This window comes from Paracoccus aestuariivivens, assembly GCF_009711225.1.
Lineage (GTDB): Bacteria > Pseudomonadota > Alphaproteobacteria > Rhodobacterales > Rhodobacteraceae > Paracoccus > Paracoccus aestuariivivens.
Map to the genome: position 1 here is coordinate 63,172 of NZ_WMIE01000002.1, position 24,035 is coordinate 87,206.

Here is a 24,035-nt window from a genome sequence, read left to right on the forward strand (position 1 = left end):
CTGCCCTTTTGCTTTTCTCAGGCGGCCTTGCTGCCCGCGCCGGGATAGAAGCTGGCCCCTTTGGCCGCCATGTCGCGCAGCATCTGCGGCGTGGCGAAGCGGTCGCCAAAGCGCGCGGTCAGATCCTCGGTGATCGCGACACTGCGCGGCGCGCCCAGCATGTCGAGCCAGCCGAAGGGACCGCCGGTCCAAGGCGCAAAGCCCCAGCCAAGGATCGCGCCGACATCGCCTTCGCGGATGTCTTCCAGCACGCCTTCCTCAAGCGCGCGAACCGCCTCCAGCGACTGGATGAACATCAACCGGTGCTGAATGTCGGTCAGTTCGGGCTGGGTCTCGGCCTCGGGCCATTCGGTCGAAAGTCCCGACCAGAAGCCCTGACGCTTGCCCGCCTCGTCATAGTCGTAGAAGCCTGACTTGCTTTTGCGACCCATGCGGCCCTGCTCGGCCAGCTTGAAGATCACCGCATCAACCGCAGCGTCGGGATAGGCGTCGCCCATCGCGGCCTTGGTCGCCTTGGCGATCTTGATGCCCAGATCGATCGAGATTTCATCAACCAGTTGAAGCGGACCCAGCGGCATCCCCATCATCTTGGCAGCGTTTTCGATCAGCGTCGGGCTGACGCCTTCGGCCACCATGCGGATGCCTTCGTTGATATAGGGGATGATGCAGCGGTTCGCGTAGAAGAAGCGCGCATCGTTCACCACGATGGGCGTCTTGCGGATCTGGCGCACGAAATCCAGCGCCTTGGCGACCGCGCGGGGACCAGTTTCCTTGCCCTTGATGATCTCGACCAGCATCATCTTGTCGACCGGGCTGAAGAAGTGGATGCCGATATACTGCGCGGGGCGTGAACTGGCCTTGGCCAGACCGCTGATCGGCAGGGTCGAGGTATTGGTGGCGAAAATCGCATCCTCGGGCATGGCGGCTTCGGCGCGCTTGGTGACATCGGCCTTGACGGCGGGGTCCTCAAACACCGCCTCGACCACCAGATCGCAACCGGCAAGGGCCGCGTAATCGGTCGTCGGCGTGATGCGGGCCAGCACCTCGGCCTTTTTCTCTTCGGTCGATTTGCGGCGGCTGATCGCCTTGTCCAGAAGGGCTGTGGAATAGGCCTTGCCGCGCTCGGCGGCGTCTTGGGCGGCGTCGATCAGCACGACCTCGATCCCCGCCATGGCGCTGACATAGGCGATGCCCGCGCCCATCATGCCCGCGCCAAGGATGCCGACCTTTTTCACGGTCTGATCCGGGGCCTCGGGGCGGTTCGCGCCTTTTTCCAGCGCCTCTTTGTTGATGAACAGGCTGCGGATCATCGCCGAAGAGCTGGGGTTCATCAGCACATTGGTGAACCAGCGCGCCTCGATCTTCAGCGCGGTGTCAAAGGGCACCAGCGCGCCTTCATAGACCGCCGAAAGCAGCGCCTTGGCGGCGGGATAAACGCCCAAGGTCTTGCCATGCACCATGGCCGAGGCCCCGACAAAGGTCATGAAACCGGCCGGATGGTATGGCTCGCCGCCGGGCATCTTGTAGCCCTTGGCGTCCCAAGGTTTCACCAGATCGGCGCCCGTGGCCTGCAGCACCCATGCGCGGGCGGCCTCAACCGGATCGGCCACGACCTCGTCGATCAGCCCGCCGGATTTCGCCTTGGAGGGGTCGGAAAGCTTGCCCTCCAGCAGGAAGGGTGCCGCCATCATCGCGCCCAGCTTGCGGGTCAGGCGGGTGGTGCCGCCCGCGCCGGGGAAGATGCCGACCATGATCTCGGGCAGGCCGATCTTGGCCTTGGGGTTGTCGGCGGCAAAGATGCGATGCGTGGCGAGCGGCAGCTCCAGCCCGATCCCCAGCGCGGTGCCGGGCAGCGCGGTGGCGACCGGCTTGCCGCCCTTTTTCGTCTTGGGGTCCATCCCCGCAAGCTCGATCTTGCGCAGCAGGTGATGCAGGGTCATAACCCCGTCAAAGACACCCTGCGCGCCGCCTGCCTTCATGCCGGCAATCACGTTCAGGTCCATCCCTCCGGCAAAGTCCTTTTTGCCCGAGGTGATGACCACACCCTTGACCGAGGCGTCAGCCAGCGCGTCGTCGATCAGCCCGTTCAGCGTGGCGGCACCGTCCAAGGACAGCACGTTCATCGACTTGCCGGGCACGTCCCAGGTGATGATGGCGACGCCGTCGGCGTCCTTCTGCATGGTGAAATCGGTCATTCTGTCTCTCCCTGCTTCGGGTAGGGGGTACCGTCCAGATGCGTGTACCCCTCGGGCGTCGCCAGCATGTCGAGGCCCGGATAATGGCAGATATTGTCGGGGTTCCGGCTGCCCACGATCAGATAGGTCGCGGGCTGGTCGGTGTGATTCTTGAGGCAATGGGCGACGGGCTCGCCCGCCTTCCAGCAGCAGGCGTCGCCGGGGCCGATGATCGTGGCGTTGCCGTCCTCGATCACCGTCAACTCGCCCGAGAGCATGTAAAGGAACTCGTCCTCATGCTCCTCCCAATGCATCTGCGAGCTTTGCCCGCCGGGATGCAAAGTCTCTAGCGCGACGCCGTATTGGCTGAGGCCGCCTGCTTCGGAAATGTGGCGATAGGACAGGTTTCCCGAGCCCAGATTATAGGGCTCGGGGTAAGACGAGGTGGCATGCACCTCGGGAACGCTGTCCTTGCGGAAAATTGCCATCAGACTCGCTCGATAATCGTCGCGGCACCCATGCCGGATGCGATGCAGAGCGTCGCAAGACCCACGTTCTTGTCCTGACGCTCAAGCTCATCCAGCAGCGTCCCGATGATGATCGCGCCGGTCGCGCCCAACGGGTGGCCCATGGCGATCGAGCCGCCATTGACGTTGACGATGCTCGGTTCGATCTGGAACGCCTGCTGGAAGCGCAGCACGACCGAGGCGAAGGCCTCGTTGACCTCGAACAGGTCGATGTCGGAAATCGCCATGCCGCTGTCGCGCAGGATCTTTTCGGTCACCGGAACCGGGCCTGTCAGCATGATGGTCGGATCGGTGCCGATCTTGGCGGTCGAACGGATGCGGGCGCGGGGCGTCAAGCCATAAGCTTTGCCGAATTCCGCGTTTCCGATCAGCACCGCAGCCGCCCCGTCCACGATCCCCGAGGAGTTCCCTGCATGGTGGATGTGTTCGATATGGTCGAGATGCGGGTATTTCAGCATCGCGACCTTGTCGAAGCCGGGCATCGACTCGCCCATGTCCTTGAAGCTGGCCTTCAGCTTGCCAAGATCCTCAAGGCTGGTGCCGGGACGCATGTATTCGTCGCGGTCAAGGATGGTCAGGCCGTTCTGGTCCAGCACCGGAACGATCGATTTGGCAAAGCGGTTCTCGCCCCAAGCCAGTGCGGCGCGACGCTGGGATTCGACGGCCAGCGCATCGGCTTCCTCGCGGCTGAAACCGTATTCGGTGGCGATGATATCCGCCGAGATGCCTTGCGGTACGAAATAGGTGCCAAAGGTCAGGCTGGGATCGACGGCAATCGCCGCGCCATCGCTGCCCATCGCCACGCGGCCCATCATCTCGACGCCGCCGGCGATATAGGCCTGTCCCGCGCCGCCCTTCACTTGGTTCGCGGCAAGGTTTACAGCCTCCATGCCGGATGCGCAGAAGCGGTTGATCGCAAGGCCGGGGATCGACTGATCCAGTTCTGATGCCAGCACCGCCGAGCGGGCAAGGCAGCCGCCCTGTTCCTTGACCTGCGTGACATTGCCCCAGATCACATCCTCGACGGCGTGGCCTTCTAGCCCGTTACGTTCCTTGACGGCGTTCAGCAGGCGGGCGGACAGCGCGACCGAGGTGACTTCGTGCAGGCTGCCGTCGGGGCGGCCCTTGCCGCGCGGCGTGCGGGCGGCGTCATAGATATAGGCTTCGGTCATGCGTCCTCCTTCGCGGCCCGGTCCGCAGGGTTGCCGGGCATCAGATCATAGGGGTGTTTCCAGCCGGGCAGCGCCGCGATGCGCGAAAGCCAGCCGTCGATATGGGGCCATTCGGCGCGGTCGAAACCGAAGGGCTCGGAGTAGAAAAGATAGCCGCAGCAGGACAGGTCCGCGATGGTGGGCTGATCGCCCGCCAGCCAGTCGCGCCCGTCCAGATGGGCATCAAGGGTTTTTAGGGCCGCGCGCACGCGGCCCTGCAGGAAGGCGATCACCTCGGCGGGGCGCTTCTCGGGCGGCAGGAAGTTCATCAGGAAGCGCAGCGTCCCGAACTGCCCCGAGCCCTTGTGATTGTCCCAGAACAGCCAGCGCAGGATCTCGTTCGGGTCGCCATCGGAAAACTGACCGGTCTGTTCCGCCAGATGCAGCAGGATCACGCCGGATTGCGTCAGCATTTCACCATTTTCGATGAAGACAGGTGCCTCGGCCATGTCGTTCAGGGCGCGATATTCCGGACTGCGGGTCGCACCGCCAAAGAAATCGACAAAGACGGGCTGCCAGTCGTAACCGGTCAGCTGCATCATCAGCGCTACCTTGTACGAGTGGCCGGATTCCCCGAAACAATGAAGCTTTGCCGTCATATGTGTTTCCTTTCAGACGTTGCCGCGCGGATTATCCTGTTACGGGCGAGGTTGCGGAACCGCGATGTCACATGCTGCGGCCAGATCCTTCGCCCCGACGGATCAGGTGGTTCGAGGCGTAACAATCCGGCGACATTTCCGCCAGCATCCCCACATTCTCGCTGATGTCCTGCCCGCTCAGAACTGATCCTCGGCCAGCGCCATGACGGTGTCGCTGCCGGTCCGGATCCGCGCGAGATGGGTCGCAGTGATCGGCAGTTGACGCGCCATGTAATAACGTCCGGTCGCCAGCTTGCTTTCGTAGAAATCAAGGCTTGCGGTGTTGTCGCGCAATGCTTTGCGTGCGGCGGCTGCCATGCGCGTCCACATTAGCCCGAGGGTGACATGGCCGAACAGGTGCATGAAATCATACGAACCGGAAAGCGCCGCGTTCGGATTTTTCATGCCATGTTCGACGAAGAACATCGTCGCGCTTTGCAGGTCTTTCGATGCCGATTTGAGCGGATCGAGGAAGCCCGTTTTCAGGTCCTCATCGCCTTCCAGTTCCTTGATCGTGCGTTTGACCAGTTCGAAGAACGCCATCATCGGTTTGCCGCCATCGGCCGCCAGTTTGCGTCCGACCAGATCAAGCGCCTGCACACCGTTCGCACCTTCGTACAGCATGGTGATCCGCGCATCGCGAACGAATTGCGACATGCCATGTTCTTCGATGTAGCCGTGTCCGCCAAAAACCTGCTGCGCCTGGATCGTGGTCAGGAAACCGCGGTCGGTCAGGAAGCCCTTGACCACCGGAGTCAGAAGCGAAACGAGGCCATCCGCATCGCTGTCATTGCCAAGCTCGCTGCGGTCGATCAGTTGGGCGCACCAGGACGACAGGGCCCGCGCGCCTTCGACGAAGCTTTTCTGATCCATCAGGCTGCGGCGGATATCGGGATGGACGATCAGCGGGTCGGCGGGGGCGCCCGGCGTCGCGGCGCCGGTGACGGCGCGTCCTTGCAGGCGGTCACAGGCATAGGCCGCGGCGTTCTGATAGGCCGCGCTAGCCACCGCATATCCCTGCACCCCGACGCCAAGGCGCGCTTCGTTCATCATGGTGAACATGGCGCGCATGCCCTTGTGCAAGTCGCCCAGCAGCCAGCCTTTCGCGCCGTCATAGTTCATCACGCAGGTCGCGTTGCCGTGGATGCCCATCTTGTGCTCGATGCTGCCGACCGTGACCGCGTTGCGATCACCCAGCGAGCCATCGGCATTCACTAGGAACTTCGGCACGATGAACAGCGAGATGCCTTTCGTGCCCTCTCCGCCACCCGGAGCCTTGGCAAGGACGAGGTGGATGATGTTCTGGGCCATGTCGTGGTCGCCCGCCGAGATGAAGATCTTCTGGCCGGTGATGGCGTAGCTGCCGTCTTCTTGCGGTTCGGCACGGGTGCGCAGCAAGCCCAGATCCGTCCCCGCATGGGGCTCGGTCAGGTTCATGGTGCCGGTCCAGTCACAGCTGACCATCTTGGGCAGATAGGTCGCCTTCTGCTCGGCCGTGCCATGGGTGTGGATCGCGGAATAAGCCCCGTGGGTCAGGCCCTGATACATCGAGAAAGCCATGTTGGCGGCGGTGAATATCTCGCCAATGGCCAGTCCGATGACGCGGGGCATGCCCTGACCGCCATATTCGGGGTCGCAATCAAGCGCGGGCCAACCGCCCTCGCGAACCTGATCGAAGGCATCCTTGAAGCCGTCGGGAGTACGGACGATGCCGTTTTCTAACCGGCAGCCTTGCTGGTCGCCGGTCAGGTTCAGTGGGGCAAGCACTTCCGAGGCAAGCTTTCCCGCGGCGTCAAGGATGGCCTCGGTGATTTCCGGGTCCAGTTCCGCATAGCCGGGGATATCCTGCTGCGAGACTTCAAGCGTGTCATGCAGGACGAACTGGATATCGCGGACGGGGGCAGTATAGGCAGGCATGTTTCCTCCGGAAATTCAGGCTGTTTGACGCGCGTCGGTTTGGATCGAGTTAAGCCACTTTTCGCCCTCGGCGATCTGGTGGCGCAGTTCCAGAATGGCGGTGGCCAGTTCGTCGTACTGGCGCTCCATATCGGCCAGCCGGTCATGGGCGGTCGCGATCGTGGCGCGGGTTTGCGTCACGTTCCGCTCGGTCGGATCGTAGAGTTCGAGTAACTGCCGGATCTCCTCGAGGGAAAATCCGAAGCGCTTGCCGCGCAGGATCAGCTTCAGCCGCGCCCGGTCCGACCGCCCGTAAAAGCGGTTCATGTCGCGGCGCAGCGGAAAGATCAGTTCGCGGGATTCGTAAAAGCGCAGGGTCCGCGGCGTGACGTCGAACTCGTCACACATCTCGCGGATGGTTATCAACCGTTCGCTCATGGCCGTCCCTCCCCAAGGCTCCAAGTGCATCTGGACCGAATATAGGCGAGGTTTACGTTCACGTAAGCCCCGACGTGGCGTCAGCCTGTCACTAAGCGGCGAGATGCAATAGAAAAGACGGCGATCACTTGGATGGTCGCCGTCTTTTCAAGGTCTTGCGAGGTGATGTGCGAAGGATGTTTCAGGCGGACCTTTGGTCCTCGCTTTCCATCGCGGCCAGCAAGCGCAGGGTTTCGTCCCGCAAGTCGCGCAGATCTGACATGGAGGTCTCGATTTCCTCGAATTGCTTCTTCAGCGTTTCGAGCTGCCGGTTGGCAAGGTCGATCCAGACACGATATTGCTCATGCGTGCCTTTCTCCTCGTAGATCTGCAGCCATTGCCGGATCTCTTCTAGCGAGAAACCGAAGCGTCGCCCGCGAAGGATTAACGTCATCCGCGCAAGCTCGCGCGGGCCATAGAACCGTGATCGGCCCTCTTTCTTGGGGCTGAGCAGTTCGATGTACTCGTAATAACGCAAGGTGCGCGGAGTCACGTCGAAACGTGCGCACATCTCTTTGAAACTGATGTAATCGCTATCTGTCATGGAAGGTCCCGTCAGGATTGGCGCGAGATTATCCGAGGGTTGATCCAAACTCAACCGTACGGCGCGGCGCGGACTTGTGACATATTGACCCTGGGGCTAAGCCCGGTAGTGCCCCGAAACGAGCAAGGGAAAATGATGGAAGACCACCCCGAAGCCGCCAATGAACAGCAGCAGCGGATTGCCCGCCAGTTCATCGAAGCGATCCCCCATGCACGTGCCTTGGGGATGACGCTGGACGAACTTTCTCCGGCGGGGGCGGTGATCTCGCTGCCGTGGAACCCCGATCTGGTTGGAGATCCGCGCAGCGGGGTGATCCATGGCGGCGTGATTTCGGCATTGATGGACACCTGCTCGGGCGCGGCGGTTATGGCCCATCCCGACGGACCTTTGATCACCGCGACAATCGACCTGCGCATCGACTATATGCGCAGCGCCACGCCACGGCAGGGGATCAGGGCGCGGGCCGAATGCTATCATGTCACCCGCTCGGTCGCATTCGTGCGCGCATGGGCGATGGACGAGGACGAAACCCGACCCGTGGCCTCGGCCACCGGCGCATTTACCTTCGAGCGTTGATATGGCCGACCGCAACGAACCGCTTGCCGCGATCAAGACCCGCCGCAACAACACGCTCAGCGCATTGGTCGAGGGCGTGCCTTATATCCGCTGGCTTGGAATCCAGTTCGACCGGCGCGGCGACGAGCTGACCGCGATCCTGCCCTTTGACGAAAAGCTGATCGGCAACCCGATGCTGCCCGCGATCCATGGCGGCGTAACGGCGGCTTTCCTTGAGGTCGCCGCGATTGTCGAACTGACCTGGACCGAGATCTGGGAGGATATGGAGCAGGGCCGCATCGCGCCGAATGCCGCCGTGCCCGAAAGCATGCCGCGCCTGCCCAAAACCATCGATTTCACCGTGGATTATTTGCGTTCGGGACTGCCGCGGGATGCCTATGCGCGGGCGCGGGTGGTGCGCTCGGGGCGGCGCTATGCCAGCGTGCAGGTCGAGGCGTGGCAGGACCAGCGCACTCGCCTATTCGCACAGGCGACCGGACATTTCCTGATGCCGCAGAATGGCTGAACGGACGGGCGATGTGGCGGGCGGGCGGGCCCTGACGCATCGCCGCGTCCTGTCGATCGCATTGCCCATCGTCCTGTCGAATGCCACCGTACCGCTGCTGGGAGCGGTCGATACCGGCGTCGTGGGCCAGATGGGCGATGCCGCTTCAATCGGTGCGGTCGGGATTGGCGCAGTGATCCTGACGTCGATCTATTGGGTGTTCGGTTTTTTGCGCATGGGCACATCGGGGCTGGTCGCGCAATCGTATGGCGCGCGCGATACTGCCGAGACCGGAGCCCATCTGATGCGCGCATTGGTTATCGCCTTCGTGGCAGGGCTGGTCTTCATCCTGCTACAGCGCCCGCTGTTTGACGGAGCGTTTCGTCTGGCCCCTGCCTCGGACGAGGTCGAGGGGCTGGCCCGACAATATCTTTCGATCCGTATATGGGGCGCGCCTGCGGCTATCGCGCTTTATGCGATCACCGGCTGGCTGATCGCGCTAGAGCGTGCGCGACACGTTCTGGTGCTTCAGTTGCTGATGAACGGGCTGAATGTCGTGCTGGATCTGTGGTTCGTGCTGGGGCTGGGCTGGGGTGTTGAGGGTGTCGCCATCGCGACCCTGATCGCCGAGTGGTCCGGTCTGGCATTGGGGCTGCTGTTTGCCCGTGACGCGATCCGCGCGGGGGGGCATTGTTCGGGGTTGTTTGCCGCCGACAAGCTGCATCGCCTGTTGCAGGTCAATGGCGACATCATGGTTCGGTCCGTCCTGCTACAGGCGTCGTTCACCACGTTCATGTTCATGGCCGCGGGGCAGGGCGATGTGACGCTGGCCGCTAATCAGGTGCTTTTGCAGTTCCTTTCCGTGGTTGCCTTTGCGCTGGATGGCTTCGCCTTTGCCGCCGAATCGCTTGTGGGTCAGGCCGTCGGCGCGCGTAGGCCCGATCATCTGCGCCGCGCCGCAACTCTGACTTCGCAATGGGGAGTCGGCGGCGCGGTGGCCCTTGCGTTGGTTTTTGCGCTTGGCGGTCCGGCGATCATCGACCTTCTGACGACTTCGCCCGAGGTCCGTTCGGTGGCGCGGGAATATCTTCCGTGGCTGATCGCCGCACCGGTTGTCGGAGTCGCGGCGTGGATGCTGGACGGCATCTTCATCGGCGCGACCCGCACCCGAGAGATGCGCCGCGCCATGATCCTTTCGGTCGCGATCTATGTGCCGGTGCTGATCGTATTGCCGCAGCAGTTCGGCAATCACGGACTATGGGCCGCGCTGACGGTGCTGAGCCTGCTGCGCGGCCTGACCCTGTGGCGGCTATATCCGCGCGTCGAGGCCGCAGCCGCTTAAGCCGCGTCACCCCCGATAAAATCCATACGGTTCAATTGGTTTGTCGTGTGATCCTAGTTTTCGTTCAGGATCTGCTCGCGTGCGGTCAGGCGCATTGACGACATTTTGGCGCGAAGCGTAGGCTCATCCACGATCTCGGCCAAGTCCTTGGCAAGCTTGCGGTACACGTCCTCGTCGCCCGGTTCGTCGAAATCCGAGGTGACGACGGTCAGCGCATAGGAACGCGCGTCGTCGCCGGTCTTGCCCAGCAGTTTTGCGGCCCACTCACCCAATAGTCGATTCCGGCGTGCTTCGGCTTTGAAGTTCAGCTCGGCATCTTGGGCGAATTTGGCCTCGTATGCGCGCTCGCGGTCGTCGAAAGTGGTCATGTGGCCCCCCAGTCGTGTGTTCTCCGGACACATAAATACGGTATGCCCGACCAAGGTCGTATCGCAAGCCCGTATTGCCCCTGACCCCGTTTCTGGCCTATAGCCCGAGAAGAAATTCACATACCTTGCGGACGGGAGACGCGCAGCATGGCACCAAGGCGCAAGAAAATCTACGAAGGCAAGGCGAAGATCCTTTACGAAGGCACCGAGCCGGGCACTCTGATCCAGTATTTCAAAGACGATGCGACCGCTTTCAACGCCCAGAAGAAAGCCACGATCGAAGGCAAGGGCGTCCTGAACAACCGCCTGTCCGAATACTTCATGACCGGACTGACCAATATCGGTGTCCCGAACCACTTCATCCGCCGCATCAACATGCGCGAGCAGCTGATCCGTCAGGTCGAGATCATCCCGCTGGAAGTGATCGTTCGCAACTTCGCCGCCGGTTCGATCGCCAAGCGTCTGGGCATGGACGAGGGCACGCCTCTGCCGCGTCCGATCGTCGAATACAGCTACAAGAATGACGAGCTGGGCGATCCCTTCGTTTCGGAAGAATATGTCATCGCCTTCGGTTGGGCCAGCCAGCAGGATCTGGACGATATCGTCAGCCTCGCGCTGCGCGTGAACGACTTCCTGTCGGGCGTGTTCTTCGGTGTCGGCATCAAGCTGATCGACTTCAAGATCGAGATCGGCCGCATCTGGGACGGCGATTTCATGCGTCTTGTCGTCGCCGACGAGATCAGCCCCGACAGCTGCCGCCTGTGGGACGTCAAGACCGGCCAGAAGCTGGACAAGGACGTGTTCCGCCGCGATCTGGGCAGCCTGACCGATGCCTATACCGAGGTGGCGCGCCGGCTGGGACTTATGCCCGCGAACACGACCAATATCTCGAAGCCTACCCTGATCAACTGAAAGGCCTGCCCATGAAAGCCCGTGTCACCATCATGCTGAAAGATGGCGTTCTCGACCCGCAGGGCGAGGCGATCCGCCACGCGCTTGGCGGGCTTGGCTTTTCGGGCGTCGATGGCGTCCGTCAGGGCAAGGTGATCGAGCTGGATCTGGCATCTAGCGATGCAGATGCCGCCAAGGCCGAAGTTGCCCGCATGTGCGAGGGTCTTCTGGCCAACACGGTCATCGAGAAATACGCCGTCGAGATCGTCTGATCCGCTGCGGACCGGGGGCTGACCCCCGGCTTCGTCCGGCCCTCGGGCCGGGCGGCACGAGGCGCCTTGGAGGGGGACGCGCCACTTGATCGACAAGCTGTCGATGTTCATGGTCCTTGCGCGCGAAGCCCATTTCGGTCGCGCGGCCGAGACCCTTGGAATCACCCAACCCACTTTGTCATCCGCCATCAAGTCGCTTGAAGACCAGTTGGGAGTCCAGCTTGTCCGTCGCGGCTCGCGTTTTCAGGGCCTGACCCCCGAGGGCGAGCGCGTCCTGGGCTGGGCCCGGCGCATCGTTGGCGACGCCCGCGCCATGCAGGCCGAGATGCAGGCAAGCCGCAAGGGCGTCTCGGGCCTGTTGCGGATCGGCGTGATCCCGACAGCCATGCCGCGCATCGCCGAATTGACCGGCCCTTTCCTCAAGCGCCATCCCAATGCCCGGGTGTCGATCCTGTCGCGCTCCTCCGATGAGATCCGCGAGCAGATCGAGGCATTGGAGCTGGATGCCGGCGTCACCTATCTGGACAGCGAGCCGTTGGGCCGGGTCCAGAGCGTGCCGCTTTACCGCGAGACCTATTGCCTGATTTCCCGCAACGCCCAGTCCGGCCCGGTCGGCTGGGCCGAGGCCGCGCGGCTGCCCTTGTGCCTGCTGACCCCGGACATGCAGAACCGCCGGATCGTCACCCGCCACCTGATGGATGCCGGCGCCGAGGCTCTGCCACGGGTCGAGTCGACCTCGATGCTGGCGATTCTGGCCCATGTCGCGACCGGCGAATGGGCGGCGATCCTGCCGCGCGCGCTGGCGCGGGGCCTGCCCTTGCCCGAGGGGGTGCGGGCGCGTGACCTGAGCGGCGAGGGGCATCTGGTCGGTCTGGTCACCGCCCGGCGCGAGCCACATCCGCCTTTGGTCGATGCGCTGCTGCGCTCGGCGGGTTTGATAGAAAACATCAATCAATAGACGGGATGTCGCCATTGTTGCGCCTATCGCCGGGGCCTAATCTGCTGGAAATAGAGCAGAGCCCGGATCGACCCAGCCATGACGACTCCAGCGATTTCCGCTGATTTTTCAGAACGCCTCGCCGCGATCATTGACATCCACAAGGATCGCGAAGGACCGCTTTTGCCGATCCTGCACGATATTCAGGCGGAATGGGGCTATATCCCTGAAGAAGCCCAGCCCCAGATTGCCGCAGCCTTGGGTCTGACGCGTGCCGAGGTGCATGGCGTCGTCAGCTTTTATCACGATTTCCGCGATCATCCCTCGGGGCGGCATGTGCTGCGCCTGTGCCTGGCCGAGGCCTGCCAGTCGGTGGGGGCGGATGCGCTTGCCGATCAGGTCCGCGCGGCTTTGGGGATCGATTTCCATGAGACGACTCCGGATGGGCGGCTGACGCTGGAGCCGGTCTTTTGTCTGGGGCTTTGCGCCTGTGGGCCGTCCGCGCAGATGGGGGATCGTCTGCTGGTCCGGGCCAATCTGGCCAAGGTGCAGAAGTTGGTGGCGGAGGCGGGCGCATGAGGGTCTGGGTTCCGTTGGATGCCGCAGCAAAGGCCCTTGGCGCGGATGAGGTGGCCAAGGCGCTTACGCGCGACTTCGAGGTGACGCGCAATGGCACGCGCGGCATGGTCTGGCTTGAACCTTTGGTCGAGGTCGAGCGGGACGGGGTTCGCTACGGCTATGGTCCGGTCGAAGCGGACGACGTGGCCGGGCTGATTGAGGCTTTGCGCAGCGGTGCGGATCACCCGCTGGCGCTGGGGCCGGTCGAGGATCTGCCTTGGATGAAGGCGCAAAAGCGCCTGACCTTTGCCCGTGTCGGCGTGATCGACCCGCTTTCGCTTGCCGAATACGAGGCGCATGGCGGTTTTTCCGGGTTGCGCCGGGCGATTGCCTTGGGGCCGGACGCGATTGTCGATGAGGTCACCCAATCGGGCCTGCGCGGGCGGGGCGGCGCGGGTTTCCCCACGGGCATCAAATGGAAGACGGTGGCCGGGGCCAAGGCCACGCAGAAATACATCGTCTGCAATGCCGATGAGGGCGACAGCGGCAGTTTTGCCGACCGGATGCTGATGGAGGGCGATCCTCTGACCCTGATCGAGGGCATGGCGATTGCCGGGATCGCGGTCGGGGCGACGCGCGGTTACTGCTATATCCGCAGCGAATATCCGGATTCGATCCGTGTGATGGAAGCCGCGATCACGCTTGCCCGTCAGGAGGGGATGCTGGGTGGGTCAGTGCTGGGTTCGGCCCATGCCTTCGACATGGAGGTCCGTGTCGGTGCCGGTGCCTATGTCTGCGGCGAGGAAACCAGCCTGCTGAACAGCCTTGAGGGCAAACGGGGTACGGTGCGCGCGAAACCTCCGATCCCGGCGCTGGAGGGGTTTCTGGGCAAGCCCACGGTGGTCAATAACCTAATCTCGCTGGGCACGATCCCGTGGATTTTGGCCAATGGCGGGGCGGAATATGCCAAGCTCGGCATCGGGCGGTCGAAGGGCACGATCCCGATCCAGATCGCGGGCAATGTGAAACATGGCGGGCTGTTCGAGGCGGCCTTTGGCCTGACGCTGGACCAGATCATCAATGAGATCGGCGGCGGGACCGCCAGTGGACGTCCCGTGAAGGCGGCGCAGGTCGGGGGTCCTTTGGGGGCCTATATCCCGGCCAAGGATTTCGACGTACCCTTTGGCTATGAGGAGCTGGCCGGGCGCGAAGGGCTGCTGGGGCATGCGGGCATCACCGTTTTCGATGACAGCGCCGACATGCTGAAGCTCGCGCGGTTTGCGATGGAATTCTGCGCGGTGGAAAGCTGCGGGAAATGCACACCCTGTCGGATCGGCTCGGTCCGGGGCGTCGAGACCATCGACCGGATCGCGGCGGGGGATGCGGATGCAATCCCGGTGCTGACCGATCTGTGCAACACGATGAAATGGGGCTCGCTTTGCGCGCTGGGGGGCTTTGCGCCCTTCCCGGTCATGTCCGCATTGACCCATTTCCCTGACGAATTCAGCGGGCGCGGGACGCCGCGTAAGGAGGCCGCAGAATGAAAGACTTCATTATCCCCGACCGCGATTACGGCACGCCTGCGGCGAAATCCGACGTGACGGTCAACCTGTTGGTAGATGGCATTGCGGTCTCGGTGCCCTCGGGAACATCGGTGATGCGGGCGGCGGCGGTGGCCGGGATCTCGGTCCCGAAGCTGTGTGCCACCGATCACGTCAGCGCCTTTGGGTCCTGCCGGCTGTGTGTCGTCCAGATCGAAGGGATGCGCGGCACGCCGGCATCCTGCACCACGCCTGTGGCCGAAGGCATGGTCGTCCATACCCAGACCGATGACATTGCCCGCATCCGCAAGGGCGTGATGGAGCTTTATATCAGCGACCACCCGCTGGATTGCCTGACCTGCGCCGCCAATGGCGATTGCGAATTGCAGGACATGGCAGGGGCGGTCGGCCTGCGCGAGGTCCGCTATGAGCCGGGCGCGAACCATTTCGCCCGCCGCGATGCCGAAGGGCCGAACCCGGAATACCGGCCCAAGGACCAGTCGAACCCCTATTTCACCTTTGATCCCGCGAAATGCATCGTCTGCTCGCGCTGCGTCCGGGCCTGCGAGGAAGTGCAGGGGACGTTTGCGCTGACCATCGAGGGGCGTGGCTTTGACAGCCGCGTCTCGGCGGGGATGTTCTCGGACAGTTTCCTGTCCTCCGATTGCGTCTCGTGCGGGGCCTGCGTGCAGGTCTGCCCGACTGCGACCCTGATAGAGAACAAGGTCATCGAGATCGGCACGCCCGAGCATATCGTCAAGACGACCTGCGCCTATTGCGGTGTCGGCTGTTCCTTTGACGCCCATATGCGCGGCGAAGAAGTCGTGCGCATGGTACCCAGCAAGGACGGCAAGGCGAACCGGGGCCATAGCTGCGTCAAGGGCCGCTTCGCCTGGGGCTATGCCACCCATCAGGACCGCCAGTTGAACCCGATGATCCGCGAAAAGATCACCGATCCGTGGCAGGTCGTGACATGGGATCAGGCGCTGGATTTCGCGGCGACCCGGATGCGCAAGGCGCAGGCCGATCACGGCGTGGATTCCGTCGGCGTCATCACCTCGTCGCGCTGCACCAATGAGGAAACCTATCTGGTCCAGAAGCTGGCCCGCGCCGTTCTGGGCACCAACAACACTGATACCTGCGCGCGGGTCTGCCACTCGCCCACGGGTTACGGGTTGCGCACGACCTTCGGGACCTCGGCGGGGACGCATGATTTCGACTCGGTCGAGGAAACCGATCTGGCGCTGGTGATCGGCGCGAACCCGACCGATGGGCATCCGGTCTTTGCCTCGCGGCTGAGGAAGCGGTTGCGGCAGGGGGCGGGGCTGATCGTCCTTGACCCGCGCGAGATCGACCTGCTGAAAACCCCGCATATGGGGCAGGGGCTGCATCTGCCTTTGCGGCCCGGCACCAATGTCGCCGTGCTGACCTCGATCGCGCAGGTCATCGTCGCCGAAAAGCTTTACGACGAAGAGTTCATCAAGACCCGCTGCGACTGGGACGAGTTCCTTGCCTATGCCGAGTTCCTGCTGGACCCGCGCCATTCCCCCGAAGAGGTCGAAAAGCTCAGCGGCGTTCCCGCCGATGGTATTCGCGCCGCCGCCCGCGCCTATGCGAGCGCCCCCCGCGCCAGCATCTATTACGGGCTTGGCGTGACCGAGCATTCGCAAGGCTCGACCACGGTCATGTCGATTGCGAACCTTGCCATGATGACCGGCAATATCGGCGTGCCGGGGACGGGTGTGAACCCGCTGCGCGGTCAGAACAACGTGCAGGGTTCCTGTGATATGGGGTCCTTCCCGCATGAATATCCGGGCTATCGCCATGTCTCGGACAAGGCCACGCGCGAGCTTTACGAGCGCGTCTGGGGCGTGCCGCTGTCGCCCGAACCCGGTCTGCGCATCCCCAATATGTTCGACGAAGCCTTGGCCGGTCGCTTCCGCGGCCTTTACTGTCAGGGCGAGGATATCGTGCAATCCGACCCGGATACGCGGCATGTGACCTCGGCCTTGTCCTCGATGGAGATCGTCATCGTGCAGGACCTGTTCCTGAACGAGACCTCGAATTACGCGCATGTCTTCCTGCCCGGCTCGTCCTTCCTTGAAAAGGACGGGACCTTCACCAATGCCGAGCGCCGCATCAATATGGTCCGCCGCGCCATGACGCCCAAGAACGGGTTCGAGGATTGGCAGGTTACCCAGATGCTGGCGAACCGCATGGGCGCGAATTGGACCTATACGCATCCCAGCGAGATCATGTCCGAGATCGCCCTGACCACGCCCAGTTTCGCCGGTGTCAGCTATGATCTGCTGGACCGCGAAGGCTCGGTGCAATGGCCCTGCAACGAGAAGGCCCCCTTGGGCACGCCTTTGATGCATGTCGATGGTTTCGTGCGCGGCAAGGGGCATTTCATCCATACCGAATATGTCGCGACCGAGGAACGCAGCGGGCCGCGCTTCCCGCTTTTGCTGACCACCGGGCGGATCTTGTCCCAGTACAATGTCGGCGCGCAGACAAGGCGGACCGACAACCTCGTCTGGCACCCCGAGGATATTCTGGAAATCCACCCCTCGGATGCCGAGAACCGCGGCGTCAGGGATGGTGATCTGGTGCGGGTGGCCTCGCGCTCCGGGGAAACCACGCTTCGGGCGCTTTTGACGGAACGTGTCGCGCCGGGGGTGGTCTATACGACCTTCCATCACCCGACGACTCAGGCCAATGTGGTGACCACGGATAATTCCGACTGGGCCACCAATTGCCCCGAATTTAAGGTGACGGCCGTGCAGGTCAGCCCCTCGAACGGCCCGTCGGAATGGCAAGAGGAGTATGGTCACCATTCCGAACAATCCCGCCGCATCCTTCCCGCCGCCGCCGAGTGAGGCAAGGATGAAGGATCAAGCAACAGGCCCGCTGCGCTGGGACGGGGGCTGGCATCATGCCGCCCCGCCGCCCACACCGCAGGAATGTCCGGTGGCGGTGGTCATCGACGGCATGTCGCAGGCGGTGCTGATGGCCACGCCCGCCGACCTGATGGATTTTGCCATCGGCTTTGCCCTGACCGAAGGGCTGATCGCCAGCCCCGCCGACGTGACCGATTTCGAGGATGCCGCGGTCGAGGCAGGCGGCTTTCCCGCGCGTGAGGCGCGCCTGTGGCTGCGCCCCGGTCTGGCCGCCGGGCTGGCCGAGCGTCGGCGCAACATGCTGGGTCCGGTCGGCTGCGGGTTATGTGGTGTCGACAGCATCGCGGCGGCCCTGCCTAAGGTCAGGACGGTCGCCTCGGATTGGGCCATGACGCCTGCGCAGGTGATTGCCGCCATGCAGGCGCTGGGGCAGGGCCAGATCCTGCGCCGCGACACGCCCGCGATCCATGGCGCAGGCTTCTGGGACGGCAGCAGCGCAATCGTGCGCGAGGATGTCGGGCGCCATAATGCGCTGGACAAGCTGGCCGGGGCCTTGGCCCGTGCGGGCAGATCGGGCGGGCAGGGGGCAATCGTCATGTCCTCGCGCCTGTCGGTCGATCTGGTGCAGAAGGCTGCGCGGATCGGCGCGCCGGTGCTGATCGGGGCCAGCGCGCCGACCGATCTGGCGCTGGCTTGGGCCGAGCGCGCCGGGATCACCCTGATCGCTCGCGCGCGCGGCGATGCCTTTGACCTTTACACCCATCCCCGGCGCATTGCCGCAACCCGAGACCACGATGACCAATAGCGACGACAAGCTGATCCGCATGGCCGGACAGATGGCGGATTTCTTTCGCAGCCAGCCCGGCGCCCCCGCCGAGGCCGTGGCGGGCCATATCAACGCCTTCTGGACGCCCCGGATGCGGCAGGATTTCGTCCGCCATCTGGCCGAGGGGGCCGAGGCCGATCCCATCGTTCGTGACGCGGCGCGCTTTGTGCGTCTGCCGGAACAGACGCCGGCAAGGGCCTGATTTTGCCTCTGCCAACCGGTCGGGGGGCATGATAGCTTGGCCGCATGGCACAGCTTCCCTCCCGACAACAGATTCTCGACTGGGTCCACGCGCACCCGGACGCCACCGCGAAACGCGACATCGCCAAAGCCTTCGGCATCAAAGGTGCGGAACGCATCGAGCTGAAGCGTATGCTCAAAGAGCTTGAGGCCGAGGGCCAGCTTGAACGCCGCCGCCGTCACTATCACGACGCCGAGCGTCTGCCGCCGGTCACGGTGATCCAGCTTCTGCCGCCCGACATGGATGGCGATATCTTCGCAAAGCCGCTCGAATGGAATGGCGACGGCCCGATGCCGCGCATCCTTTACGCGCCGCTGAAGGCCGATCCCGCCCTTGCGCCGGGCGAGCGCATCCTTGCCCGCCTGATCGAGACCCATGGCGAAGATCACCAATATCAGGCCCGCCTGATCCGCCGCATCGGCACCGTCCAGCACAAGATCGTCGGCATCTTCCGCCGCAGTTCCGCCGGCCCCGAGGCCAGCGGGCGCATCCTGCCCATCGACAAGGGCTCGGACAAGGAATGGCAGGTCCCGCCGCATGAGATCCACGGCGCGCAGAATGGTGAGTTGGTCGAGGCCGAGCAGATCGGCCCGCGCGGTCGCATCGGCCTGCCGGTGGCGCGCGTGCTTGAGCGGCTGGGCGATCCGTCTGCGCCTCGCGCGGTCAGCCTGATCGCGATCCATCAGCACGGCATTCCCGATGACTTCCCCGATGAGGTCATGGCCGAGGCTGATGCCGCGAAACCCGCGACGATGAAGGGCCGCGAAGACCTGCGTCATCTGCCCTTGGTCACCATCGACCCCTCGGATGCGCGCGACCATGACGATGCCGTCGCCGCCGAAATCCGCGAGGATGGCGGGGCCGATATCTGGGTCGCCATTGCCGATGTCGCGGCCTATGTCCGCCCGAACTCGGCCCTTGACCGCGAGGCGAGGAAGCGCGGCAATTCCAGCTATTTCCCCGATCGGGTCGTGCCGATGCTGCCCGATATCCTGTCGGGCGACCTGTGTTCGCTGCACGAGGGCGTCGATCGCCCGGTGATCGCCGTGCGGATGCGGCTGGATGCGCAGGGCAACAAGACCAGCCATACCTTCCATCGCGGCATGATGCATTCGCAGGCCAGCCTGTCCTATGAGCAGGCGCAGGCGGCGGCGGATGGCAATGCCGACGACCAGACCGCGCCTTTGCTGGATTCGGTGATCAAACCGCTGTGGCACGCCTATGAGTTGCTGAAAGCCGCTCGTGCCCGCCGTCAGCCGCTGGAACTGGACCTGCCGGAACGCAAGATCATCCTGACCGCCGATGGACGGGTGAAATCGGTCAATTTCCGCGAACGCTTCGACGCCCATAAGCTGATCGAAGAATTCATGGTGCTGGCCAATGTCGCCGCCGCCGAGGAACTGGAACATCTGCGCCGCCCGCTGCTGTACCGCGTCCACGAAGAACCCAGCGTCGAGAAACTCGACGCTCTGCGCGAGGTCGCCGAGGCGTCCGGCTTTACGCTGGCCAAGGGACAGGTGCTGCAAACCCGCCACCTGAACCGGCTTCTGGAACAGGCCGAGGGCTCGGATTTCGATGAACTGATCAATATGACCGCGCTGCGCTCGATGCAGCAGGCCTATTATCACCCGGAAAATTACGGCCATTTCGGGCTGGCGCTGCGGTCCTATGCGCATTTCACCTCGCCGATCCGGCGCTATTCCGACCTGATCGTGCATCGCGCGCTGATCCTTGGCCATAAATGGGGCAGCGACGGGCTGTCGGATTGGGATATCGAGAACCTCTCCGAGACCGCCAAGCAGATCTCGGACACCGAGCGCCGCTCGATGGCGGCTGAACGCGATACGACCGACCGCTATCTGGCCGCCTATCTGGCCGACCGGGTCGGGGCCGAGTTCGCAGGCCGGGTCAGCGGCGTGCAGAAATTCGGTGCCTTCATCCGTCTGGATGAGACGGGCGCGGACGGGTTGCTGCCGATCCGCGAAATCGGGCGCGAATATTTCCATTTTGACCCGGAAGCCCAGATGCTGATCGGCTCGGAAACCGGCATGGAGATTGGCATCGGCCAGCGCGTCACCGTGCGCCTGTCCGAGGCCGTGCCGCTGACCGGCGGGCTGATGCTGGAACTGCTGGAGGTCGAGGGCAAGCCCATGCCGCAAGGCGGTGCGGGCCGTCGCGGCAAGGGCCCCTTCCGCAAACGCGCGACCCAATCGCGCCTGTCCGAGGTCAAGCGCGCCCAGAAGCGCAAGCGCGTGCGAAACACCAAGTGATGCTGAAATGAAAACGGGCGGCCCTAGGGCCGCCCTTTTCTGTTCGGGATAGGCTGCGGGGCCTAAGCCCCGCCTCTTCAAGATCAGCCAATCGCGGCGGCGCGCACGTCGTCGTCGATCTTGTCGGCATATTGGGCGAAGTTGTCGCTGAACATGCCGACCAGTTTCTTGGCCTGCGCATCATAGGCATCGGCATCGACCCAAGTCTGGCGCGGGTCCAGCAGCTTGTCCTCGACGCCCGGAACCGAGACCGGAACCTCGAAGCCGAAATTCGGGTCCTTGCGGAACTCGACTTCGTTCAGCGAGCCGTCAAGTGCCGCGGTCAGCAGGGCACGGGTGGCCTTGATCGGCATCCGCTTGCCGGTGCCGAAAGCGCCGCCGGTCCAGCCGGTATTGACCAGCCAGCAGGTCGCGCCCGTGGCGTTGATCTTTTCCTGCAGCAGCTTGCCATAGACTTCCGGGCGACGCGGCATGAAGGGCGCGCCGAAGCAGGTCGAGAAGGTCGGGGTCGGCTCGACGATGCCGACTTCCGTGCCCGGGGTCTTCGAGGTGAAGCCCGACAGGAAGTGATACATCGCTTGTGCAGGCGTCAGGCGCGCGATCGGCGGCAGGACGCCGTAAGCGTCGCAGGTCAGCATGATCACGTTCTTCGGCATCCCGCCCAGCGAGGTTTCCGAGGCGTTCGAGATCTGCTCCAGCGGATAGGCGCAGCGCATGTTGTCGGTGATCGAGTTGTCGTTGAAGTCCAGCTCCAGCGTGTCCTCGTCGAAGACCATGTTCTCGATCACGGTGCCGAATTTCGAGCAGGTCGCGTAGATTTCCGGCTCGGCTTCGGCGGACAGGTTGATCGTTTTCGCGTAGCAGCCGCCTTCGAAGTTGAAGATGCCGTGATCCGACCAGCCATGCTCATCGTCGCCGATCAGCGTGCGCGAGGGATCGGCCGAAAGCGTGGTCTTGCCGGTGCCCGACAGGCCGAAGAAGATGGCGCTGTCATCGGGATTGCCGATCGCGTGGTTGGCCGAGCAGTGCATCGGCATCACGCCTTTTGCCGGCAGGATGTAGTTCAGCAGGGTGAAGACCGACTTCTTGTTCTCACCGGCGTAAGCGGTGTTGCCGATCAGGATCAGTTTCTTGTCGAAGTTCAGCGCGATCACCGTTTCACTGCGGCAGCCGTGGCGAGCCGGGTCGGCCTTGAAGCTGGGGCAGTTGATGATGGTGAATTCCGGCAGGAAGGTCGCCAGTTCCGCGGCCTCGGGGCGGCGCAGCAGGTGGCGGATGAACAGGTTGTGCCAAGCCAGTTCGGTCACGACGCGCACGTCAAGACGCAGCGCGGGATCGGCGCCACCGAACAGGTCCTGAACGAAGTAGTCCTTGCCCTTCATGTGCTCAAGCATGTCGGCATAGAGCGTGTCGAAGGCCTCTTCGGACATCGGCTTGTTATTTTCCCACCAGATCGAGTCTTCGACCGAAGGGGTGCGGACGACGAACTTGTCCTTGGGCGAACGACCGGTATGCGCGCCGGTCGAAACGAGGAAGGTTCCGCCTTGGCCCAGCTTGCCTTCGCCGCGCGCGATGGCTGCGTCGATCAGGGCGGGCTCGATCAGGTTGTAATAGACATTACCGACTCCCGAGATCCCCTGATCTTCGAGACGGCAATTCGGATTAACGCGCGGTTCGGACATGTCCTGAAAGCTCCTGATGATCGTCTGACCCCGTTGGGGTCTTCCCGATTGCTATAACATGGCAGCAGGATGACGGAACCGACCAAGGTGCTAGGTTTAGCGCAACCAGCCCGTGTTCGCGCCAACATTTGAATAAGAAATGCGTTATGTGGACCAAAGGACAAGTCTCTGAGCGCCATTTTCATCAGATGGAAAAGGAAGTTTCAAGCGTGAGCATGGGTTTCGATCTGATCCTCCACGCCTCGTGCGTGGCAAAGAATCGCAGGGCGCTTCTGATTCTCGGCGCGTCTGGTTCGGGAAAATCGACTCTGGCGCTGCAGTTGATGGCGCTCGGGGCCGGATTGGTGGCCGATGACCGGACGATGCTGACAAAAGACGATCTAAGGTTGATCGCGGATTGCCCCGAAGCCATTCGTGGCCGGATCGAGGCGCGGGGCGTCGGCATTCTGAATGCCGACCCTGCGGGGCCAGCCGAAGTTGTCCTTGCTGTCGATCTGGACCGACCCGAGCCTGACCGTTTGCCGCCACACCGACATATTGATTTTCTGGGGCGGAAACTTCCGCTTGTGCTCGGGAAGGGACGGGACCATCTTGCAAGTGCATTGCTGCAATATCTTGTTGCGGGACGCTGGGATCGGGACCAAACATGATGCGCTCCCGTGATGGCATCCCGATGTGAACTGTCCGCCTAACAGAAGCGTACGATGAACGGCATGACCGAGAACGCCACACCGGACGAAACTACCCAGCGGGTCGTGCTGGTGACCGGCCCGTCGGGGGCTGGACGCTCGACCGCAATCAACGTCCTTGAGGATCTTGGCTACGAGGCCATCGACAACCTGCCGTTGTCATTGGTGCCGCGTTTGCTGGATGGTCCGGCGCGGGGCGTGCCGCTGGCTTTGGGACTCGATATCCGGAACCGCGATTTTTCGGCGACGAACCTGATCGAGCTAATTGACCGTTTGACAAGGCTTCCCGATTACGAACCCGAAGTGCTGTATCTTGATTGCGCCACCGAGCAGCTTTTGCGACGGTTCAATGAAACCCGCAGACGGCATCCCCTTCGCAGCGAAGGCGCCCCGCTTGACGCCATTCTGGCCGAGCGGGACATGCTTGCTCCGGTGCGTGCGCGGGCCGACGTTCTGGTCGACACGTCCGAGCTGTCCCCGCATGATCTGAAGGCAGAACTGGCACGCTGGTTCGAAAGCGACGCGGGGCGGAGGCTGACGGTTTCGGTGCAGTCTTTCTCATATAAACGGGGGGTTCCACGCGGTGTCGACATGATGTTCGACTGCCGTTTCCTTGCCAATCCGCATTGGGATGCATCGTTGCGTCCCCTTGATGGGCGCAATCCCGCCGTGCAAAGTTACGTCACGTCCGACCCCCGATTCGGTGAGTTCTTCGAACGGGTCAGGGATCTTGTGCTTTTCTCCCTTCCAGCCCATCTAGAAGAGGGTAAAGCCCATCTGGTAATCGGCTTCGGTTGCACCGGAGGGCAACATCGTTCCGTCACATTGGCGGAAAAAATGGCAGACGCGCTTGCGAAAGGCGGCTGGCAGGTGTCAATTAGACACAGGGAACTTGAACGCCGTGAAAAGGCGCCGGCACCTGATGACGGTCTTATGACAGGACCTCTCGCGGTGACCGCTACGCTTTGACGGCAGACCTTGCGTGGTGGGA

Annotated in this window: 23 protein-coding genes; 14 read left to right on the forward strand and 9 right to left on the reverse strand. The window is 63.1% G+C overall.

All coding sequences use genetic code 11. The annotated features are described in order from the left end of the window. Positions 1–17: 17 nt before the first annotated feature. The 7 genes from GL286_RS05765 to GL286_RS05795 all read right to left on the reverse strand — a co-directional run bounded on the left by GL286_RS05765 (position 18) and on the right by GL286_RS05795 (position 7,467). Entirely contained in the window at positions 18–2,195 is a 2,178-nt protein-coding gene (locus tag GL286_RS05765; protein ID WP_155094614.1) for a 3-hydroxyacyl-CoA dehydrogenase NAD-binding domain-containing protein, read from the reverse strand. Then, positions 2,192–2,662 carry a cupin domain-containing protein gene (locus GL286_RS05770; protein ID WP_155094615.1) on the reverse strand — a complete coding sequence of 157 codons (471 nt, stop codon included), beginning with the start codon at positions 2,660–2,662 and terminating at the stop codon, positions 2,192–2,194. The genes GL286_RS05765 and GL286_RS05770 overlap by 4 nt, the downstream gene beginning before the upstream one ends. Then, positions 2,662–3,873: an acetyl-CoA C-acetyltransferase gene (locus tag GL286_RS05775; protein WP_155094616.1), complete on the reverse strand. Its 1,212-nt coding sequence runs from the start codon at positions 3,871–3,873 to the stop codon at positions 2,662–2,664. Before GL286_RS05775 ends, GL286_RS05770 begins: the two co-directional genes overlap by 1 nt. Next, positions 3,870–4,511, reverse strand: a complete 642-nt coding sequence (locus GL286_RS05780) for a glutathione S-transferase family protein (protein WP_155094617.1) — start codon at positions 4,509–4,511, stop codon at positions 3,870–3,872. Before GL286_RS05780 ends, GL286_RS05775 begins: the two co-directional genes overlap by 4 nt. A 177-nt stretch (positions 4,512–4,688) precedes the next feature. Continuing rightward, positions 4,689–6,467: an acyl-CoA dehydrogenase gene (locus tag GL286_RS05785; protein WP_155094618.1), complete on the reverse strand. Its 1,779-nt coding sequence runs from the start codon at positions 6,465–6,467 to the stop codon at positions 4,689–4,691. Between the two features lie 15 nt (positions 6,468–6,482). Then, entirely contained in the window at positions 6,483–6,884 is a 402-nt protein-coding gene (locus tag GL286_RS05790) for a MerR family transcriptional regulator (protein WP_155094619.1), read from the reverse strand. Between the two features lie 181 nt (positions 6,885–7,065). Next, complete coding sequence (locus GL286_RS05795; RefSeq protein ID WP_155094620.1) at positions 7,066–7,467, reverse strand: MerR family transcriptional regulator; 402 nt, start codon at positions 7,465–7,467, stop codon at positions 7,066–7,068. Positions 7,468–7,602: 135 nt separating this feature from the next. Here GL286_RS05795 and GL286_RS05800 point away from each other — a divergent pair, with 135 nt between their 5' ends. The 3 genes from GL286_RS05800 to GL286_RS05810 are packed head-to-tail and all read left to right on the forward strand — an operon-like array spanning position 7,603 to position 9,869. Beyond that, complete coding sequence (locus GL286_RS05800) at positions 7,603–8,043, forward strand: PaaI family thioesterase (RefSeq protein WP_425496089.1); 441 nt, start codon at positions 7,603–7,605, stop codon at positions 8,041–8,043. Between the two features lies 1 nt (position 8,044). Further along, complete coding sequence (locus GL286_RS05805) at positions 8,045–8,548, forward strand: PaaI family thioesterase (RefSeq protein ID WP_155094622.1); 504 nt, start codon at positions 8,045–8,047, stop codon at positions 8,546–8,548. Beyond that, the gene (locus GL286_RS05810) at positions 8,541–9,869 is read left to right on the forward strand and encodes an MATE family efflux transporter (protein ID WP_155094623.1); all 1,329 of its coding nucleotides are present in this window, start codon (positions 8,541–8,543) and stop codon (positions 9,867–9,869) included. Before GL286_RS05805 ends, GL286_RS05810 begins: the two co-directional genes overlap by 8 nt. A 53-nt stretch (positions 9,870–9,922) precedes the next feature. Here GL286_RS05810 and GL286_RS05815 read toward each other — a convergent pair whose 3' ends face one another. Continuing rightward, a complete protein-coding gene (locus GL286_RS05815) occupies positions 9,923–10,237 on the reverse strand; it encodes a DUF1476 domain-containing protein (RefSeq protein ID WP_155094624.1) in 315 nt (104 codons plus the stop codon). 147 nt (positions 10,238–10,384) lie between these two features. On the opposite strand from GL286_RS05815, the gene purC reads away from it, so the two are divergent. The 9 genes from purC (at position 10,385) to rnr (ending at position 20,673) form a co-directional block, all read left to right on the forward strand. Continuing rightward, a complete protein-coding gene (purC, locus tag GL286_RS05820) occupies positions 10,385–11,149 on the forward strand; it encodes a phosphoribosylaminoimidazolesuccinocarboxamide synthase (protein WP_155094625.1) in 765 nt (254 codons plus the stop codon). Between the two features lie 11 nt (positions 11,150–11,160). Further along, a complete protein-coding gene (gene purS, locus GL286_RS05825) occupies positions 11,161–11,400 on the forward strand; it encodes a phosphoribosylformylglycinamidine synthase subunit PurS (protein ID WP_155094626.1) in 240 nt (79 codons plus the stop codon). An 85-nt stretch (positions 11,401–11,485) separates the two neighbouring features. Then, positions 11,486–12,358, forward strand: a complete 873-nt coding sequence (locus GL286_RS05830) for a LysR family transcriptional regulator (protein WP_155094627.1) — start codon at positions 11,486–11,488, stop codon at positions 12,356–12,358. 78 nt (positions 12,359–12,436) lie between these two features. After that, positions 12,437–12,916, forward strand: a complete 480-nt coding sequence (locus GL286_RS05835; protein WP_155094628.1) for a formate dehydrogenase subunit gamma — start codon at positions 12,437–12,439, stop codon at positions 12,914–12,916. Continuing rightward, the gene (locus GL286_RS05840; protein ID WP_155094629.1) at positions 12,913–14,439 is read left to right on the forward strand and encodes a formate dehydrogenase beta subunit; all 1,527 of its coding nucleotides are present in this window, start codon (positions 12,913–12,915) and stop codon (positions 14,437–14,439) included. Before GL286_RS05835 ends, GL286_RS05840 begins: the two co-directional genes overlap by 4 nt. After that, entirely contained in the window at positions 14,436–17,315 is a 2,880-nt protein-coding gene (gene fdhF, locus GL286_RS05845) for a formate dehydrogenase subunit alpha (RefSeq protein WP_155094630.1), read from the forward strand. The genes GL286_RS05840 and fdhF overlap by 4 nt, the downstream gene beginning before the upstream one ends. A gap of 7 nt (positions 17,316–17,322) precedes the next feature. After that, entirely contained in the window at positions 17,323–18,141 is an 819-nt protein-coding gene (gene fdhD, locus GL286_RS05850) for a formate dehydrogenase accessory sulfurtransferase FdhD (protein ID WP_155094631.1), read from the forward strand. Further along, positions 18,131–18,364 carry a formate dehydrogenase subunit delta gene (locus GL286_RS05855; RefSeq protein ID WP_155094632.1) on the forward strand — a complete coding sequence of 78 codons (234 nt, stop codon included), beginning with the start codon at positions 18,131–18,133 and terminating at the stop codon, positions 18,362–18,364. Before fdhD ends, GL286_RS05855 begins: the two co-directional genes overlap by 11 nt. A gap of 44 nt (positions 18,365–18,408) precedes the next feature. After that, positions 18,409–20,673, forward strand: coding sequence for a ribonuclease R (gene rnr / locus GL286_RS05860; protein WP_155094633.1), 2,265 nt, complete (start codon positions 18,409–18,411; stop codon positions 20,671–20,673). An 83-nt stretch (positions 20,674–20,756) separates the two neighbouring features. Here the strand turns inward: rnr and GL286_RS05865 are convergent, their stop codons facing one another. Continuing rightward, positions 20,757–22,355, reverse strand: a complete 1,599-nt coding sequence (locus tag GL286_RS05865; RefSeq protein WP_155094634.1) for a phosphoenolpyruvate carboxykinase — start codon at positions 22,353–22,355, stop codon at positions 20,757–20,759. Between the two features lie 215 nt (positions 22,356–22,570). On the opposite strand from GL286_RS05865, the gene GL286_RS05870 reads away from it, so the two are divergent. Both GL286_RS05870 and rapZ read left to right on the forward strand, forming a co-directional pair. Continuing rightward, positions 22,571–23,005, forward strand: coding sequence for an HPr kinase/phosphorylase (locus GL286_RS05870; protein WP_155094901.1), 435 nt, complete (start codon positions 22,571–22,573; stop codon positions 23,003–23,005). A 63-nt stretch (positions 23,006–23,068) separates the two neighbouring features. Continuing rightward, the gene (rapZ, locus tag GL286_RS05875; protein ID WP_155094902.1) at positions 23,069–24,013 is read left to right on the forward strand and encodes an RNase adapter RapZ; all 945 of its coding nucleotides are present in this window, start codon (positions 23,069–23,071) and stop codon (positions 24,011–24,013) included. The last annotated feature ends 22 nt before the right edge of the window (positions 24,014–24,035 follow it).

What these genes read in the sequence shown, in the direction of transcription:
- GL286_RS05815 (WP_155094624.1), bottom strand. Translation starts at nt 10,237, where the DNA reads ATGACCACTTTCGACGACCGCGAGCGCGCATACGAGGCCAAATTCGCC.
- purC (WP_155094625.1), top strand. Translation starts at nt 10,385, where the DNA reads ATGGCACCAAGGCGCAAGAAAATCTACGAAGGCAAGGCGAAGATCCTT.
- GL286_RS05805 (WP_155094622.1), top strand. Translation starts at nt 8,045, where the DNA reads ATGGCCGACCGCAACGAACCGCTTGCCGCGATCAAGACCCGCCGCAAC.
- GL286_RS05765 (WP_155094614.1), bottom strand. Translation starts at nt 2,195, where the DNA reads ATGACCGATTTCACCATGCAGAAGGACGCCGACGGCGTCGCCATCATC.
- GL286_RS05785 (WP_155094618.1), bottom strand. Translation starts at nt 6,467, where the DNA reads ATGCCTGCCTATACTGCCCCCGTCCGCGATATCCAGTTCGTCCTGCAT.
- purS (WP_155094626.1), top strand. Translation starts at nt 11,161, where the DNA reads ATGAAAGCCCGTGTCACCATCATGCTGAAAGATGGCGTTCTCGACCCG.
- rnr (WP_155094633.1), top strand. Translation starts at nt 18,409, where the DNA reads ATGGCACAGCTTCCCTCCCGACAACAGATTCTCGACTGGGTCCACGCG.
- GL286_RS05780 (WP_155094617.1), bottom strand. Translation starts at nt 4,511, where the DNA reads ATGACGGCAAAGCTTCATTGTTTCGGGGAATCCGGCCACTCGTACAAG.
- rapZ (WP_155094902.1), top strand. Translation starts at nt 23,069, where the DNA reads ATGACCGAGAACGCCACACCGGACGAAACTACCCAGCGGGTCGTGCTG.
- GL286_RS05810 (WP_155094623.1), top strand. Translation starts at nt 8,541, where the DNA reads ATGGCTGAACGGACGGGCGATGTGGCGGGCGGGCGGGCCCTGACGCAT.
- fdhF (WP_155094630.1), top strand. Translation starts at nt 14,436, where the DNA reads ATGAAAGACTTCATTATCCCCGACCGCGATTACGGCACGCCTGCGGCG.
- GL286_RS05795 (WP_155094620.1), bottom strand. Translation starts at nt 7,467, where the DNA reads ATGACAGATAGCGATTACATCAGTTTCAAAGAGATGTGCGCACGTTTC.
- GL286_RS05770 (WP_155094615.1), bottom strand. Translation starts at nt 2,662, where the DNA reads ATGGCAATTTTCCGCAAGGACAGCGTTCCCGAGGTGCATGCCACCTCG.
- GL286_RS05835 (WP_155094628.1), top strand. Translation starts at nt 12,437, where the DNA reads ATGACGACTCCAGCGATTTCCGCTGATTTTTCAGAACGCCTCGCCGCG.
- GL286_RS05775 (WP_155094616.1), bottom strand. Translation starts at nt 3,873, where the DNA reads ATGACCGAAGCCTATATCTATGACGCCGCCCGCACGCCGCGCGGCAAG.
- GL286_RS05870 (WP_155094901.1), top strand. Translation starts at nt 22,571, where the DNA reads ATGGGTTTCGATCTGATCCTCCACGCCTCGTGCGTGGCAAAGAATCGC.
- GL286_RS05855 (WP_155094632.1), top strand. Translation starts at nt 18,131, where the DNA reads ATGACCAATAGCGACGACAAGCTGATCCGCATGGCCGGACAGATGGCG.
- fdhD (WP_155094631.1), top strand. Translation starts at nt 17,323, where the DNA reads ATGAAGGATCAAGCAACAGGCCCGCTGCGCTGGGACGGGGGCTGGCAT.
- GL286_RS05800 (WP_425496089.1), top strand. Translation starts at nt 7,603, where the DNA reads ATGGAAGACCACCCCGAAGCCGCCAATGAACAGCAGCAGCGGATTGCC.
- GL286_RS05840 (WP_155094629.1), top strand. Translation starts at nt 12,913, where the DNA reads ATGAGGGTCTGGGTTCCGTTGGATGCCGCAGCAAAGGCCCTTGGCGCG.
- GL286_RS05865 (WP_155094634.1), bottom strand. Translation starts at nt 22,355, where the DNA reads ATGTCCGAACCGCGCGTTAATCCGAATTGCCGTCTCGAAGATCAGGGG.
- GL286_RS05790 (WP_155094619.1), bottom strand. Translation starts at nt 6,884, where the DNA reads ATGAGCGAACGGTTGATAACCATCCGCGAGATGTGTGACGAGTTCGAC.